The 14609-nt window shown below is 66.0% G+C and carries 13 protein-coding genes, 3 tRNA genes and 1 other RNA gene; 6 read left to right on the top strand and 11 right to left on the bottom strand.

The window, feature by feature from the left end; genetic code table 11:
- Positions 1-7 precede the first annotated feature (7 nt).
- The 10 genes from ACCQ06_RS05480 to ACCQ06_RS05435 all read right to left on the bottom strand — a co-directional run bounded on the left by ACCQ06_RS05480 (position 8) and on the right by ACCQ06_RS05435 (position 7296).
- Positions 8-81 (bottom strand) — tRNA-Gly (locus ACCQ06_RS05480).
- Positions 82-110: 29 nt separating this feature from the next.
- Positions 111-196: transfer RNA gene (locus ACCQ06_RS05475), tRNA-Tyr, on the bottom strand.
- 153 nt (positions 197-349) lie between these two features.
- Entirely contained in the window at positions 350-1441 is a 1092-nt protein-coding gene (gene ychF, locus ACCQ06_RS05470) for a redox-regulated ATPase YchF (RefSeq protein ID WP_316690783.1), read from the bottom strand.
- 72 nt (positions 1442-1513) lie between these two features.
- Positions 1514-2098 carry an aminoacyl-tRNA hydrolase gene (gene pth, locus ACCQ06_RS05465; RefSeq protein WP_104614988.1) on the bottom strand — a complete coding sequence of 195 codons (585 nt, stop codon included), beginning with the start codon at positions 2096-2098 and terminating at the stop codon, positions 1514-1516.
- A 50-nt stretch (positions 2099-2148) separates the two neighbouring features.
- Complete coding sequence (locus tag ACCQ06_RS05460; RefSeq protein WP_104614987.1) at positions 2149-2784, bottom strand: 50S ribosomal protein L25/general stress protein Ctc; 636 nt, start codon at positions 2782-2784, stop codon at positions 2149-2151.
- A 109-nt stretch (positions 2785-2893) separates the two neighbouring features.
- Complete coding sequence (locus tag ACCQ06_RS05455) at positions 2894-3853, bottom strand: ribose-phosphate diphosphokinase (RefSeq protein WP_055851346.1); 960 nt, start codon at positions 3851-3853, stop codon at positions 2894-2896.
- Between the two features lie 158 nt (positions 3854-4011).
- Positions 4012-4088: transfer RNA gene (locus ACCQ06_RS05450), tRNA-Gln, on the bottom strand.
- Positions 4089-4091: 3 nt separating this feature from the next.
- The gene (gene ispE, locus ACCQ06_RS05445) at positions 4092-4976 is read right to left on the bottom strand and encodes a 4-(cytidine 5'-diphospho)-2-C-methyl-D-erythritol kinase (protein WP_228324027.1); all 885 of its coding nucleotides are present in this window, start codon (positions 4974-4976) and stop codon (positions 4092-4094) included.
- Positions 4958-5611, bottom strand: coding sequence for a lipoprotein insertase outer membrane protein LolB (gene lolB / locus ACCQ06_RS05440; RefSeq protein WP_228324028.1), 654 nt, complete (start codon positions 5609-5611; stop codon positions 4958-4960). Before lolB ends, ispE begins: the two co-directional genes overlap by 19 nt.
- Positions 5608-7296 carry a tetratricopeptide repeat protein gene (locus tag ACCQ06_RS05435; protein WP_228324029.1) on the bottom strand — a complete coding sequence of 563 codons (1689 nt, stop codon included), beginning with the start codon at positions 7294-7296 and terminating at the stop codon, positions 5608-5610. Before ACCQ06_RS05435 ends, lolB begins: the two co-directional genes overlap by 4 nt.
- A gap of 65 nt (positions 7297-7361) precedes the next feature.
- On the opposite strand from ACCQ06_RS05435, the gene hemA reads away from it, so the two are divergent.
- The 6 genes from hemA (at position 7362) to ppk2 (ending at position 13385) form a co-directional block, all read left to right on the top strand.
- The gene (gene hemA, locus ACCQ06_RS05430; RefSeq protein ID WP_104614982.1) at positions 7362-8660 is read left to right on the top strand and encodes a glutamyl-tRNA reductase; all 1299 of its coding nucleotides are present in this window, start codon (positions 7362-7364) and stop codon (positions 8658-8660) included.
- Entirely contained in the window at positions 8638-9723 is a 1086-nt protein-coding gene (gene prfA, locus ACCQ06_RS05425; RefSeq protein WP_104614981.1) for a peptide chain release factor 1, read from the top strand. Before hemA ends, prfA begins: the two co-directional genes overlap by 23 nt.
- Complete coding sequence (locus tag ACCQ06_RS05420) at positions 9720-11426, top strand: O-linked N-acetylglucosamine transferase, SPINDLY family protein (protein ID WP_316690776.1); 1707 nt, start codon at positions 9720-9722, stop codon at positions 11424-11426. Before prfA ends, ACCQ06_RS05420 begins: the two co-directional genes overlap by 4 nt.
- Positions 11427-11552: 126 nt before the next feature.
- Positions 11553-11629: non-coding RNA, sX9 sRNA (locus ACCQ06_RS05415), on the top strand.
- A 423-nt stretch (positions 11630-12052) separates the two neighbouring features.
- On the top strand, positions 12053-12571 hold the full coding sequence (gene moaB, locus ACCQ06_RS05410) for a molybdenum cofactor biosynthesis protein B (RefSeq protein WP_104614979.1): 519 nt from the start codon (positions 12053-12055) through the stop codon (positions 12569-12571).
- 31 nt (positions 12572-12602) lie between these two features.
- Positions 12603-13385 (top strand): polyphosphate kinase 2, encoded by a 783-nt coding sequence (gene ppk2, locus ACCQ06_RS05405; RefSeq protein ID WP_316690774.1) that lies wholly within the window; start codon positions 12603-12605, stop codon positions 13383-13385.
- Here the strand turns inward: ppk2 and ACCQ06_RS05400 are convergent.
- Positions 13367-14596 carry a hypothetical protein gene (locus tag ACCQ06_RS05400; protein WP_316690772.1) on the bottom strand — a complete coding sequence of 410 codons (1230 nt, stop codon included), beginning with the start codon at positions 14594-14596 and terminating at the stop codon, positions 13367-13369. The two genes, ppk2 and ACCQ06_RS05400, sit on opposite strands and share 19 nt — an antisense overlap.
- Positions 14597-14609: the final 13 nt, after the last annotated feature.

Below are 14609 nucleotides of genomic sequence, written 5' to 3'. Positions count from 1 at the left end.
CGTTCAATGGAGCGGGAGACGGGAATCGAACCCGCACCATCAGCTTGGAAGGCTGAGGTTCTACCGTTGAACTACTCCCGCGCCGGGAACTGCATGCCACAACATGAAACTGGTGGAGGGAGGTGGATTCGAACCACCGAAGGCGTAAGCCAGCAGATTTACAGTCTGCCCCCGTTGGCCGCTTGGGTATCCCTCCAGCTTTTACTACCGGACCGTAGCGCGGTTAGGCGATTCGGTTCGGGGTGAAGCAGCCCGTTATTTTGTTATGGGACACACCCGGTGTCAACAAAAATTTTGAACCCTTCGTCACTGCTGAATACGCGCGAAGCTCGGCGCCGCACGCACCGGATCAGACGTTGAAACGGAAGTGCAATACATCGCCTTCCTGGACCCGATATTCCTTGCCTTCCAGGCGCAGACGACCCGCGTCTCGCGCGCCAGCTTCGCCGCGATACTTGATGAAATCATCGAAGCCGATCGTCTCGGCGCGAATGAAGCCCTTCTCGAAATCGGTATGGATGACCGCCGCCGCCTGCGGTGCAGTGGAGCCGGCCCTGACCGTCCACGCGCGGACTTCCTTGACGCCTGCAGTGAAGTAGGTCTGCAGGCCGAGCAGCGTGTAAGCGGCGCGAATGACGCGATTCAGACCGGGCTCGCTCAAACCGAGATCGGCCAGAAAGGTGTCGCGATCTTCATCATCGAGCTGGGACAGCTCTTCTTCGATGGCGGCCGAGACCGGCACCACTTCTGCACCCTCGGTGGCGGCGTGCGCACGCACTGCGTCCAGGTGCGGGTTGTTTTCAAAGCCGTCTTCCAGCACGTTGGCGATGTAGAGCACCGGCTTGAGCGTCAGCAGGAACAGGTCGCGCACCAGCGCCTTCTCTTCCTCGTCCAGACCCGCTGCACGGCCGGATTTACCCTCGGCCAGCGCGGCCTGCAACTTGGCCAGCACCGGTTTGCGTGCGGCTGCGTCCTTGTCGCCGCCCTTGGCGCTGCGTTCGGCGCGGTTGAGCGCCTTTTCCACGCTGTCCAGGTCGGCCAACGCCAGCTCGGTATCGATGGTTTCGATATCGGCGATCGGGTCGACCTTGTTGTTGACGTGGATGACGTCATCGTTCTCGAAGCAACGCACCACGTGGGTGATCGCATCGACTTCGCGGATGTGCGCCAGGAACTTGTTACCCAGGCCTTCGCCGCTCGCCGCACCGGCAACCAGGCCGGCGATATCGACGAACTCGACCGCAGTGGGAATCAGCTTCTGCGGCTTGACGATCTCGGCCAGCTGGTTGAGGCGTGGGTCCGGCACCGGCACGATGCCGACGTTCGGCTCGATGGTGCAGAACGGAAAATTGGCCGCAGCGATGCCCGCCTTGGTCAGCGCATTGAACAGAGTCGACTTGCCGACATTGGGCAGGCCGACGATGCCGCATTTGATACCCATGGGTCACATCCGGGATTCGGGATTCGGGAGTGGAGATTCGTCGCCGCGCGGCTGCGAATCCCCACTCCCCAATCACGCGTCCCTGGCGGTATGCAGGCGCTTCATCGCTTCGTTGAAATTGCCGCCCATCGCCAGCGGCAGCACATCGATGGCCGCATCCACTGCAGTACCGATTGCCGCATCATCGTCGCGCCCTGCCCGCCCCAGCACCCACGGCACCACACGGTCCTTGTGACCAGGGTGACCGATACCGACGCGCAAGCGGTGAAATTTGCCGTGCCCGAGCAGGCGGATCGTGTCACGCAGGCCGTTCTGCCCACCGTGTCCACCGTCGAACTTGAGCCGTGCCGTGCCCGGCGCCAGATCCAGTTCGTCGTGTGCGACGAGCATCTGCTCCGGTTCGATCTTCCAGAACCGCAGGGCGGCGGTGATCGATTTGCCACTGAGATTCATGAAGGTGGCCGGCTTGAGCAGCCAGACCGGTTGCCCCGCGATATCGACCTTGGCCGTTTCGCCGAACAACTTGCTGTCCAGACCCCAGCGGGCGCCACTGCGCTCGATGAGGGCATCGACGAAACGAAACCCGGCGTTGTGCCGGGTTTGCGCGTGTTCCGGGCCCGGATTGCCGAGCCCGACGATCAGCCGAAGTGCAGACATGCCAGTCACCGCGGCCGATTCCCCGCAGATGCGAGGAACCGGCCAACGGATTACTTGGTTTCTGCGCCTTCGCTGCCTTCTTCACCGGCAGCGTCTTCTTCTTCGACACGCACGTGCTTGGCAGCAACCACGGCAACGTCATGTTCCTTGCCCAGCTTCAGCTCGGGGATTTCCACACCGGCCGGCAGCTTGATTTCGGACAAGTGGATCACGTTGCCCACTTCTAGCGCACCGAGGTCGACTTCGATGAACTCCGGCAGATCCTTCGGCAGGCAGACCACCTGGACTTCGTTGAGCTCGTGGGTCACGACCACTTCGCTCGACTTACCAGCCGGCGAAGTTGCTTCGTTGACGAAGTGCAACGGCACCGCGGCGCTGAGCTTCTCGTTGGCGCTGACGCGCTGGAAGTCGATGTGGATGATCAACTGCTTGAACGGATGGCGCTGCATGTCACGCAGCAGCACCTGCTGCACGTCGCCATTGAGGTTCAGGTCCAGGATCGACGAGTAGAACCACTCGTTCTGCTGGGCGAGCCAGATCTGCTCGTGGTTGAGCTGGATGCTGACCGGCTCGAGTTCGCCACCGTAGACGATGGCCGGAATGACGCCAGCGTGACGTAGGCGGCGGCTCGCACCCTTCCCCTCGTTCGCGCGGCGCTCGACCTTGATTTCGTGAGTCTTTGCCATGTTGTTTCACTACCTAGATTGGAATACCGCCTCGCGGCGATGAAGCGTCTCACCCGCGACCAGGAGAGACGTAGTACGGCACCCGGAGATCCGGGCGCCGAATGGGATATCAGTCGACGTAGAGCGAGCTGACCGATTCGCCGAAGGCGATGCGGCGGATGGTCTCTGCCAGCAGTTCGGCCACGCTCAGCTGACGAATCTTCGGGCAGGTACGCGCCGCTTCGTTCAACGGAATCGTGTCGGTGACCACAAGCTCGTCGAGCTGTGAGTTATTGATGTTGTCCACCGCCGGGCCGGACAGCACCGGATGAGTGATATAGGCCACCACCTTGAGCGCGCCGCGCTGCTTGAGCGCTGCGGCGGCCGCACACAAAGTGCCGGCGGTATCGACCAGATCGTCGACCAGCACGCAGGTCTTGCCCTGCACGTCGCCGATGATGTTCATCACGGTGGCGACATTGGCGCGCGGACGGCGCTTGTCGATGATGGCCAGATCGGCGTCGTCCAGGCGCTTGGCGACGGCGCGCGCGCGCACCACACCACCCACGTCGGGCGATACCACGATCAGGTTGTCGGTGCCGTAGGCGCGCCAGATGTCGGCCAGCAGCAGCGGCGAAGCGTAGACATTGTCGACCGGGACATCGAAGAAGCCCTGGATCTGGTCGGCATGCAGGTCGACCGTCAACACGCGGTCGGCCTCCATCGCGCAGATCATCTTGGCGGCGACCTTGGCGGTGATCGGCACGCGCGAGGAGCGCATGCGACGGTCCTGACGCGAATAGCCGAAATACGGGATCACCGCAGTCACCGAGGCGGCGCTGGCGCGCTTGAGCGCGTCGATCAGCACCAGCAGCTCCATCAGGTTTTCCGCGCTCGGCGCGCAGGTCGGCTGGATGACGAACACTTCCTGCCGGCGCACGCTCTCCTCGATCTCGACCTGCACTTCGCCATCGGAAAAGCGCGTGACCAGCGCTTTGCCCATGCGCACACCGAGCTCCTTGCAGATGCTCTGGGCAAGCGGCTTGTTGGCATTGCCGGAGAACACCAGCAGGTTACGTTGGTCTTGCATGGGATCTCTCGGGCGGCGGCGAAGAGCGGGCAGGCGATGGTGGAACGGGAGAGCCGACCTAATGCCGGGCTTTTCTTTGAACCCCCGCACATGGATGTGCGAGCTGTTGCAGAGGGACCTGCATGTACGACTTTTGCAGAGGGACCTGCATCAACAACTGGCAGGGGCGGTAGGATTCGAACCTACGAATGCCAGGATCAAAACCTGGTGCCTTGGGCCTCTTGGCGACGCCCCTGCATCAAAACGTTGTTGCATCCAGTGCGTCGAGCAATGGCGAGTGCGCTGCACCCTCCACCACCCACGCCCGCAGGCTGTCCGGCAACTGCGCCAAGGCCTGCTCTGCGGCAGCGCGCGTGGCGAATTCGACGAAACACCCACTTCCCGACCCGGTCAAACGTGGCGTGCCGATCTGGGATAGCGCCTGGAACACAGCCTCGACGGCGGGTTCGCGGCGCCGCAGGACCGGCTCGAACGCATTGTCGAGCAGAGAACCGGAAGCGAAGTCCGCTATTTTCACGGGAGCAGCATCCCGCGTCAATTCCTGTGATTGAAATAACGCCGGCGTGGGCACGTGAACGCCTGGATCGACCAGCACATACGCGGCCTGCGCAAGCGCAATCGGGGTGAGTTGCTCGCCCACGCCCTCGGCCCAGGCATTGTGTCCGCGGACGAAGACCGGCACGTCCGCACCCAGCTGCAGACCCAGCGCGGCCAATGCATCGACCGGCAAGCCCAAGCTCCACAAGGCGTTGAGCGCGACCAGCACAGTTGCCGCGTCCGACGAACCGCCGCCAAATCCGCCACCGGCGGGGATGCGCTTGTCGACGCGGATCTCCGCACCCGCCCGCGTGCCGGTGGACGATTGCAGCAGGCGCGCGGCGCGGATCACCAGGTCATCGTCTTCAGCGACGCCGGGCAAACTGTCGCCGATGCGCCGGATCAGGCCGTCACTGCGCAAACGAAGATGAATGGTGTCCCCCCAGTCCAGCAGCCGGAACACGGTCTGCAGCAGGTGGTAGCCGTCGGCACGGCGCCCGACGATCTGCAGAAACAGGTTCAGCTTGGCCGGCGCAGGCCACGCCGACCAGCCGTCCAGCGCTGCCATCAGGGCGATACCGTCCACTGATCCACCAGCAGACGGACCTTGGCGCTGCCGTTATGGGCTTCGATGCGTTGCGGCAGCGCGGGCTGGCCGTCGCCGGCCGGCGCCCAGGCGAGAAATTCGATGGTCCAGCCATCCTGTTGCACGGTGCGCGGGCGCCCGGCAGCGTCGAGATCGACGCGCTGCGTGCCGGCATCGGCAATGCGCAGCGCGCGCACCCAGTCCGGCATCTGATTGAACGGGATGGTCCAGCCGGTCGCTTCCAGCAAGACCTGCTCGGCATCTGGGCCGCTGCGCGGACCGCCGTCCAGCCCTTCGAGCCGACCGGCGCCGGTAGTGGTATCGCCGGTGAGCACCCAGCTCTGCCGGGTCACCGGGGCACTGAGCTGCACGCGGTACTGCGGGCCGTTCTGCTGCCAGTCGATGCGTCCGCTGCCGCCGTTACGGTCCTTGCTGATCGCTACCCGCCCCTGAAACGACCATTGCGGATGGGCCTGCAGCCAGGCCTGGCGCGCCGCTTCGGCAATACGTGCTTGATCCGACACGCGCTCGACCACCGCCGCGCCGCCGCCCTGCCCGCGCGGCACGCTGACGCATCCGGACAGGCCGACCAGCACCAGCCCGCTCAGGGCCAGCGCGCGTCGTACAGCGCTCATAGCCCGAACTTTTCCACGGCGCGTTGCAGCGCGCGGTTATCAGGATCCAAGCGGCGGGCTTCGTCGAAGTAGCGCCGCGCCTCGTCCTGCTTGCCGCTGACCCACAGCACCTCTCCCACGTGCGCGGCGATCTCCGGGTCCTTGACCAGCGCCCAGGCGCGGCGCAGCTGCACCAGCGCTTCCTTGGCGCGGCCCATGCGATACAGCACCCAGCCATAGCTGTCGACGATGGCCGGGTTGTCCGGGTCGGCGGTGCGGGCGCGATCGATCAGCGCCAGCGCTTCCTTGTAGCGGGTGGTGCGGTCGGCCAGGGTGTAGCCCAGCGCGTTCAAGGCCGCCACGTTTTCCGGCTCGGCGACCAGGATCTTGCGCAGGTCGGCCTCAGCGCGCGCCACGTCGTCGCGACGCTCCCAGGCCAGGCCGCGGGCGTACAGCAGCGCGCTGTCGTCCGGGTAGGCGGCCAAGCCACGTTCGAAGGCATCCAGCTCGCCCGGGGCGTCGTCGGCGCGCTGATGCAGCTCGGCTTCCAGCACATAGGCATCGCGACGGGCATCGTCGTCGGCGCTGGCATCGCCCTGCAATGCACGTACTTCGGCCAAGGCTTCAGGCTTGCGGCCCAGCTCGTACAGCGCGCTGGCGGCGCGCAAGCGGGCTTCGCTCATCTGCGGCCCGCCGGGTACGCCGCGGTACCACTCCACCGCTTCGTCGTAACGCTTGAGGAATTCGGCGATCTTGCCCAGCAGCAGGCGGCGATCCGGGGCGGGCTTGGTGGCGCTGCTCTTGAGCTCGCCATACAGCGCCTCCAACGCGGTGCGGTCCTTCTCTTTGGCGAGCATGGACGCGCGCAGGCCGTAGGTCTGGGTGTCCTGCGGGCCGGTGGACAGCACGCGCGCCGCCGCTTCGGTCTGGCCCATGGCGTCGTAGGCGAAGGCCAGCGCGCCGCGCAGCTCGGAATCCTTCACCGCCTGCGGTTCGACGTTCTTCAGCAGCGCCAGCGCTTCGTCGTTCTTGCCTTCCTGCTGCAGCTGGGTGGCATGCAGCAAGGCCACGCGCGGCTCTTCGGGGAAGCGGCGCACCACTTCGTCGACGATGCGTTTGGCCAGCGCCGGGCGCTCCATGCGCAGCGCGAGCCGGCCGAATTCCTGCCACACCTCGATCTGGTTGGGGATGGCGCCGGCCTTGACCAGGTCTTCGAGTACGTCGGCCGAGGCTTCCGGCTCGCGGCCGCCATTGGCCAGCGCGATCAATGCAAAGCGCCAGCCGCGCGGGTCGGGTTCTTTGAGCAGGCCCAGCAAGTCGCGGCGCGCGGTGCGCAGATCGTTGCGGCGCAGGGCCAGCGAGGCTTCGGTGCTGCGCATCGACATCGACGATGGCGCGCGGGCGCGCCATAGCGCCAGGGCTTCGATGGCACGCGGGTCGTCGTTGGCCAGCATGGCGATGCGGGCGGCGCGCTCGGCCAGCCCGGCGTCGCCGGCCTCGGCCTTGGCGGCGTCCAGATAAGCGCGTGCAGCTTCGTCCAGCTGCCCGGCCTGCAAGGCGAATTCGCCGGCGAGCACAGGTTCCAGCGAGGTGGCGCCGGCACTGCTGGCGGGTGGAGCGGGCGGTGCTTTCTTGGGTGCTGCCGTGGCGTTGGCGGACACTGCTACCAGCAAAAGAACACTCAGGATGCGAATCGGTACAGGCATCGGGGGCAACCGGGCCGTAAAATGGGGCCCTGAATGGCCGCCAGCTTATCGCAAGCAACTGAACAATGACGTTGTGGGTGCTCGGACTGAATCACCAGACCGCACCTGTGGACCTGCGCGAACGCGCGGCGTTCGCAGGTGACGCGCTACCGCGCGCGCTCGAATCGTTGCGGGCCTTGCCGCAGGTGCGCGAGGCCGCGCTGCTGTCCACCTGCAACCGCACCGAGCTGTATGCGGTGGCCGACGATGCACAGGCGCTGGCCGGCTGGCTGGACGCGCATGCGCCGGGATTGAGTAGCTATCTGTACCAGCATCAGGATGCGGACGCGGTGCGCCACTTGTTCCGGGTCGCTACCGGGCTGGATTCGATGGTGCTGGGCGAGCCGCAGATCCTGGGCCAGGTGAAAGATGCCTGGGCGGTGGCGCGCGCGCATGGCGCGCTGGGCAGCGGGTTGGATCGGCTGTTCCAGCAGACCTTTTCGGTGGCCAAGCGCGCGCGGACCGATACCCGTGTCGGCGCCAACCCGGTGTCGGTGGCCTCCACCGCCGTGCGCCTGGCACAGGAGTCCTTTGCCCGGCTCAACGAATCGACCGTGTTGCTGGTCGGCGCCGGCGAAACCATCGAGCTGGCCGCCAAGCACCTGAGCGAAGGCCGCGTGCGGCGCCTGTTGATCGCCAATCGCACCCTTGCGCATGCGCAGACACTGGCCAGCCAGCACGGCGGCTATGCCTTGCCGCTGACGGATCTGGAACGCCATCTGGCCGAGGCCGATGTGGTGTTTTCGGCCACCGCCGCGCGCGAGCCGGTCATCACGCGGGTGCAGGTGGAACAGGCGCTGCGCGCGCGCAAACGCAAGCCGATGCTGTTGTTCGACCTGGCGGTGCCGCGCGATATCGAAGCCTCGGTAGCCACGCTGAGCGATGCCTACCTGTACACCGTGGACGATCTGGAACGCGCAGTCGAAGACAACCGCCGCAGCCGCCGCGAAGCCGCAGACCAGGCCGAGGCGATCATCGACCTGCAGGTGGCGCGCTATGTCGAGACCGTGCAGGCCAACGCGCGCCAGGCACCGCTCAAGCGGCTGCGCGCGTTCGGCGACAGCACCCGCGACGAACTGCTGGCCAAGGCGCGTCAACAGTTGAGCAACGGCAAGCCGGCCGACGAAGTATTGGAGCAGCTGGCGCATGCGCTGACCAACCGCTTGTTGCACCCGCCGACCGCCGCGCTGCGCGATGCCGCGCTCAACAACGACCTGGAATTGACCAGCGCGGCCGACCGGCTGTTTCCGGAAAAGCCCGGTTATCAACATCCCCCTGTAGCTACCCCGATCGTGAGGACTGATGACGCCGACCCTGCGCCGTAAGCTCGAAGCGCTGGCCGAGCGCCGCGAAGAACTGCAGCACCTGTTGTCCGACCCGGACGTGGTCAACAACAACGACAAGTTCCGCAGCCTGTCGCGCGAGCTGTCGCAACTGGAGCCGGTGGCCGTTGCGCTGGAAGACGAGGCGCGCGCCAAGGCCGACCTGAGCGCGGCCGAAGCCATGCGCAACGACCCGGAAATGCGCGAGTTGGCCGAAGAGGAGATCGCTGCGGCACAAGCGCGCCTGGACGAACTGGATGCGCAGCTGGCATTGCTGTTGGTCCCGCGCGATCCGCGCGACGACGGCAACCTGTTTCTGGAAGTGCGCGCCGGCACCGGCGGCGATGAGGCGGCGATCTTTGCCGGCGACCTGTTCCGCATGTACGCACGCTATGCCGAGCGCCAGGGCTGGAAGGTCGAAATCGAATCCGACAGCCCCGGCGAACACGGCGGCTACAAAGAAGTGGTGGCACGCGTGGTCGGGCGCGGCGCGTATTCGCGGCTGAAGTTCGAATCCGGCACCCATCGCGTGCAGCGCGTGCCCGCGACCGAGTCGCAGGGCCGTATCCATACCTCGGCGGCGACGGTGGCGATCATTCCCGAAGCCGACGACGTGGAAGAGATCGCGATCAATCCGGCGGATTTGAAGGTGGATACCTTCCGTTCGTCCGGCGCCGGCGGCCAGCACGTCAACAAGACCGAATCGGCCATCCGCATCACCCACGTGCCCAGCGGCGTGGTGGTGGAATGCCAGACCGAGCGCAGCCAGCATGCCAATCGCGACAAGGCGATGAAGCGCCTGAAGGCGCAATTGGTGGAAGCCGAACGCAGCAAGGCCGCGGCCGCCGAAGCGCAGACGCGCAAGTTGCAGGTGGGCAGCGGCGACCGCAGCCAACGCATCCGCACCTACAGCTTTCCGCAGGGCCGCATCACCGACCACCGTGTCGAAGGCCTCACGCTATACGACCTGCCCAACATCATCGAAGGCGATCTGGATGCGTTGGTCGCACGGTTGCTGCACGAGCATCAGGCCGACGAACTGGCGCGGTTGAGCGACAGCCCGTGAGTGCCAACGTCCCGCGCGAGCTACTGCAGCTGCGCGAAGCGGTGCAGCGGCAGCCCGGCGATTTCGTTGCGTGGTTGATGCTGGCCGATGCCGAACTCGGCATGGGCGGCATCGCTGCCGGCGAGTTGGCCGTGCAACGCGCGGTGGCCTTGCATCCCGGCCACCCGGAAGCGATTGCGCGGCTTGGGCGCGTGCGTTGGGCGCAACAGCGGCACGCCGAGGCCTCGCGTCTGCTGCAGCAGGCATCAGACCTGGTGCCGCAGCATCCGGGCATTGCGCTGTGGCTGGGCCATGCCTTGGAAGACGCCGATCAGCCGGAGCAAGCGGCAGCGGCCTATACACGCGCGTATCACCTGCTGCCCGACGAGCCGTACATCGCCGCGCAGCTGCTCAACTGGCGACGTCGTTTATGCGATTGGCGCGGTCTGGATGCCTTGGCCGCGCAGGTCCGTAACGCCGTGGCGCATGGCGCAGCGGTGGTGGAGCCGTTCGCGTTCCTGAGCGAAGACGCCACTGCGGCCGAGCAACTGGCCTGTGCGCGCACGCGCGCGCAGGCCATCGCTTCAAGCCTGCAGCAACTGCCACCAGTTGCGCTACGCAGCCGCGGCGGGTTGCGCGTGGGCTTCGTGTCCAATGGCTTCGGCGCGCATCCCACCGGTGTGTTGACGGTGGCATTGTTCGAGGCATTGCAGCGGCGCCAACCGGAGCTGCAGCTGCACCTGTTCGCGACCAGCCACGACGACGGCAGCGCGATTCGCGCGCGCCTGACCCAGGCCACGACGCTGCACGATGTCACCGCGCTTGGGCATCTGGCCACCGCCCAGCACATCCGTGCGCAGGGCATCGACGCGTTGTTCGATCTGCGCGGCTGGGGCGGTGGCGGACGCCCGGAAGTCTTCGCGCTGCGGCCGGCGCCGGTGCAGATCAATTGGCTGGCATACCCGGGTACCTCGGGTGCGCCGTGGATGGACTACGTGCTGGGCGACGCCTTTGCGCTACCACCGTCGCTGGCGCCGTTTTACAGCGAGCAGGTGCTGCGCTTGAACCGCGTGTTTCAGCCGTCGGACACCACGCGCACGCCTGGCGAGCCGCCATCGCGCACCGCGTGCGGTTTGCCCGCGCAGGGCCGGGTGTTTTGCTGTTTCAACAACAGCTACAAACTCAATCCGCGCAGCATGGCGCGCATGCTGGCGGTACTGCGTGCGGTGCCCGGCAGCGTGCTGTGGCTATTATCGGGGCCGGGCCAGGCCGATGCGCGGCTGCGTGCGGCAGCACAGGCGCAAGGCGTGGATGCGCAGCGCCTGGTCTTCATGCCGAAGTTGCCCCACCCGCAGTATCTGGCGCGTTACCGGCACGCGGATCTGTTTCTGGATACGCATCCTTATAACGCGCACACCACCGCCTCCGATGCGTTGTGGGCGGGTTGCCCGGTACTGACCACGCCCGGCGAAACGTTTACCGCGCGGGTGGCGGGCAGCCTCAATCAGTATCTGGGGCTGGAAGAGATGAACGTGGCCGACGACGCTGCATTTGTGGCCAAGGCAGTGGCATTGGCAAGCGATGCGGATGCGTTGGCCGATCTGCGTGCGCGGCTAGCTGAGCAACGACAGCGCAGTGGCGTTTTCGATATGGATGGCTTTGCGGACGATCTTGCGGCCCTGCTGCAGACGATGGCGCGGGAGCGTGGTTGGTTGGGGGTTTAGATGGTGGTTGGTGGGATGCGGCGCTGAAGCGATGGTGTGGGCCGCTGTGGCTCAAGGCGCGATTTAGAACAGCTAACAACACTACTGTGCAGCCGCCAGGCCGGCGCGGCCGGTGCTCGGTGCGGCATGGATCGCTCCGTACACTCCGGTTCTGAGCGCGTCATCCACACCTACCTGACAACTGCTCGCTACGTTTGTTACCCGCTCTTACTGCAGCGGCATTAGGCCAAAAACTGCCGATAGACCTGCTCGCTTCTCTCGTCGGGAGAAGGTGGCGCGCAGCGCCGGATGCGGGTGCGAGCAAGCCTGCCATGCGCAGGCTGCGACCGATCGCCGATCCTCGGGGCTCTGCTGATCGCTGCGGCCTTGTGCTCACCCATGTAGCAAGTGCTGCCATTGAGGCTTCGCCCGTACCCTCACCCCAACCCCTCTCCCGCAGGAGGGGGGCTTTTGTCACTGCACGCTGAGAGTCGCAGCGCGCGTAGTGGCTGACGCTCGATAGCCCAACACTGATCGACGTCCACCATTGACCGAATTCCAGCAGTGAGCGATCCCCACCGCTCGGCTTCCCTCAAATTCACACCGCGGCGCTGTACCCGGCCGCGGCAGCTGGTTACGCTGCGGCCATGCCTTCTACTCCCGACTTCATCCCCCTGCGCCTGTGCGTGCTGACCGTGTCCGACAGCCGCACGCTGGCCGACGACCGCTCCGGCGATTACCTGGCCGATACCCTCACCCAGGAAGGCCACGTGCTGCACGACCGTGCGCTGTGTCCGGACGACCGTTACCGCATGCGTGCAATTGTTTCTGCGTGGATTGCCGATGCGCAGGTGGACGGCATCCTGGTCACCGGCGGCACCGGCTTTACGGGCCGCGACAGCACGCCGGAGGCGATCACACCGCTGCTGGACAAGATCATGCCGGGCTTCGGCGAGATGTTCCGCGCCATCAGCATGGAAGAGATCGGCACGTCTTCGCTGCAATCGCGCGCGTTTGCGGGGCTGGCCAATCACAGCTTCGTATTCTGCCTGCCCGGCTCCACCTCGGCGTGCCGCACGGCGTGGGAAAAGATCGTGGGTGCGCAGTTGGATGCGCGCACCAAGCCGTGCAATCTGGCGACATTGCGTCCACGGCTGGGCGAATAGCCTGGGTGTTCGATCGCCGAACGGAACCTGCATGTCGCACCTGAAACGCAAGGCCTACAAAAAGTTGCTGGCACCGCTGCAGTTGGAGTTGGTCGGCATGGCGCGCTGGCTGCGCCACACCAATCAACGCGCCCTGGTGCTGGTGGAAGGCCGCGACACCGCCGGCAAGGGCGGCGTGATCCAGACCATCGCCAGCCATCTCAATCCGCGCCAGTGCCGGGTGGTGGCGCTACCCAAGCCCAACGACCGCGAAAGCACGCAGTGGTATTTCCAGCGCTATGTGGCGCATCTGCCGGCCGGCGGCGAGTTGGTCCTGATGGACCGCAGCTGGTACAACCGCGCCGGCGTGGAGCGGGTGATGGGCTATTGCACCGACGCGCAATACGAGGCGTTTCTGGAGCAGGCGCCTCGCTTTGAACAGATGCTGGTCGATGACGGCATTCTGCTGTTCAAGTACTGGTTGTGCGTGGACCAGGCCGAGCAGGAAGACCGCTTTGCCGAGCGTCACGAAGACCCGCTCAAGGGCTGGAAGCTGTCGCCGGTAGACTTGCAATCGCGCACCAAATACGACGATTACACCGCCGCGCGCGAGCGCATGCTCGAAGTGACCCATATCCCGGATGCGCCGTGGACGCTAGTGGACTTCAACGACCAGAAACGTGGCCGGCTGAGCCTGATCCGCGATCTACTGGATCGGCTGCCGGATACTTCGGTGCCCGACGAGCCGCTAGCGCTGCCGCCCTTGCACGGCAAACCGCATAAGGAGCGCTACGGCGTGCTGGAACCGATCGACGATTACGCCGGCCAGTCCTGAGAGACTTCGTCGCTGGCCGCGGTGGCGCGCGGCAGCGGATGCAGGCCGGCCTGGCGTTCGGCCTGCTCGGCCTGCAGCACCAGCTGGCTCAGGCGCTGACTGAACAACTGCATGAAACCGCGGTGCAGCGGGCGCATCGCTTCCATATAGTCCACATCGTCGGCCTGCGCGCCGAGCGGGCTGCAGGACGACAACAGCACTTCATCCAGGCGCAGGGCGCTGTCGGGCAAACGGACCAGCGCAGCGCGGCGCAACCAGTCGCGCATGCCTTCTCGGTATTCGGCGGCCAGGATGTAGGCCACTTCGACCTGGTCAAGGTCCACGTCCGGGTTCCATGCCAGCACCTGGATCACCTGCGAGCGCTCGTCCAGCATGCGGCCTTCGGCCACCAATGCATGCAGTTGCTGCAGCAGCCGCCACTGCACGCCTGCCGCATCGCGTTGTGCGGCAGGCATCGCCTCGATGGCCAAGGCCAGGCGGCGTGCGAACAGGGCCGGCACATCGGCCAGCACGATCGGGCCCGCGTCGGCGCCCAGCAGGAAGCGCTCGGTGCGCAGTGCGGCGGTGTCGGGCAGGTAGCCGTCCTGCAGTGGGCGCATCACGCCGTGATCGAGCAGCGACAGCACCACGTCGAGCCAATAACGGCGCTCCTGCTGCAGCGTGCGGTTGACCGAGGCGTTCTGCCAGGCGGTGCGCACTTCGTCCAGGCGTGCGATGCAGGCCTGGGCGTCCAGTCCATCCCATGGCGCGCGGGTGGCATCGTTGGGGTCGAAGGTTTCGGCGCTGAGCATGCCGGCGCCGAAGCGGTGCCAGGCGGCGCCACGCTGGGTGTCGTTCGGGTCGAGGCGGGGTGCGGCAAGCGCGGTCGGAGCCGCCGGGCGCAGCAACGCCGCATAGGCATCGGTCCACGATTCGGGCAGGCGTGCCGACATCGGGTAGGTCGCCGATGGCTGCACCAGGCCGCGACGGGCCAGACGCAGGCTCCACGCCACCGCACCGATCACGATGCCGCCGAACGTCCACGCCAGCAGCCAGCTGGTGGCCGCCTGTTCGGGCTGCAGGACGCGGGTGGACGGCTGCACGAACAACAACCAGCCACTGCCCAGCAGCGCGCCGAGATACAGCCACGGCCCGACCTGCGTCAGCTGGCGATTGCGGCGATGTGCCGCCGGAGCGTGCCCGTCGTTGTGATCTTGAGATGGAGCGGCCATTACATTCCCCTGA

Origin of the sequence: Xanthomonas sp. NCPPB 4467 (genome assembly GCF_041475665.2) — a bacterium.
Taxonomy (GTDB): domain Bacteria; phylum Pseudomonadota; class Gammaproteobacteria; order Xanthomonadales; family Xanthomonadaceae; genus Xanthomonas; species Xanthomonas dyei.
This window is presented reverse-complemented; position numbering and strand designations above follow the sequence as displayed.

Excerpts from the sequence above, each read along its gene's own strand:
- ACCQ06_RS05455 (WP_055851346.1), bottom strand. The coding sequence starts at position 3,853 with ATGCAAGACCAACGTAACCTGCTGGTGTTCTCCGGCAATGCCAACAAG.
- hemA (WP_104614982.1), top strand. The coding sequence starts at position 7,362 with ATGACGTTGTGGGTGCTCGGACTGAATCACCAGACCGCACCTGTGGAC.
- ychF (WP_316690783.1), bottom strand. The coding sequence starts at position 1,441 with ATGGGTATCAAATGCGGCATCGTCGGCCTGCCCAATGTCGGCAAGTCG.
- ACCQ06_RS05435 (WP_228324029.1), bottom strand. The coding sequence starts at position 7,296 with ATGCCTGTACCGATTCGCATCCTGAGTGTTCTTTTGCTGGTAGCAGTG.
- pth (WP_104614988.1), bottom strand. The coding sequence starts at position 2,098 with ATGTCTGCACTTCGGCTGATCGTCGGGCTCGGCAATCCGGGCCCGGAA.
- ppk2 (WP_316690774.1), top strand. The coding sequence starts at position 12,603 with ATGTCGCACCTGAAACGCAAGGCCTACAAAAAGTTGCTGGCACCGCTG.
- moaB (WP_104614979.1), top strand. The coding sequence starts at position 12,053 with ATGCCTTCTACTCCCGACTTCATCCCCCTGCGCCTGTGCGTGCTGACC.
- ACCQ06_RS05460 (WP_104614987.1), bottom strand. The coding sequence starts at position 2,784 with ATGGCAAAGACTCACGAAATCAAGGTCGAGCGCCGCGCGAACGAGGGG.
- lolB (WP_228324028.1), bottom strand. The coding sequence starts at position 5,611 with ATGAGCGCTGTACGACGCGCGCTGGCCCTGAGCGGGCTGGTGCTGGTC.
- prfA (WP_104614981.1), top strand. The coding sequence starts at position 8,638 with ATGACGCCGACCCTGCGCCGTAAGCTCGAAGCGCTGGCCGAGCGCCGC.
- ACCQ06_RS05400 (WP_316690772.1), bottom strand. The coding sequence starts at position 14,596 with ATGGCCGCTCCATCTCAAGATCACAACGACGGGCACGCTCCGGCGGCA.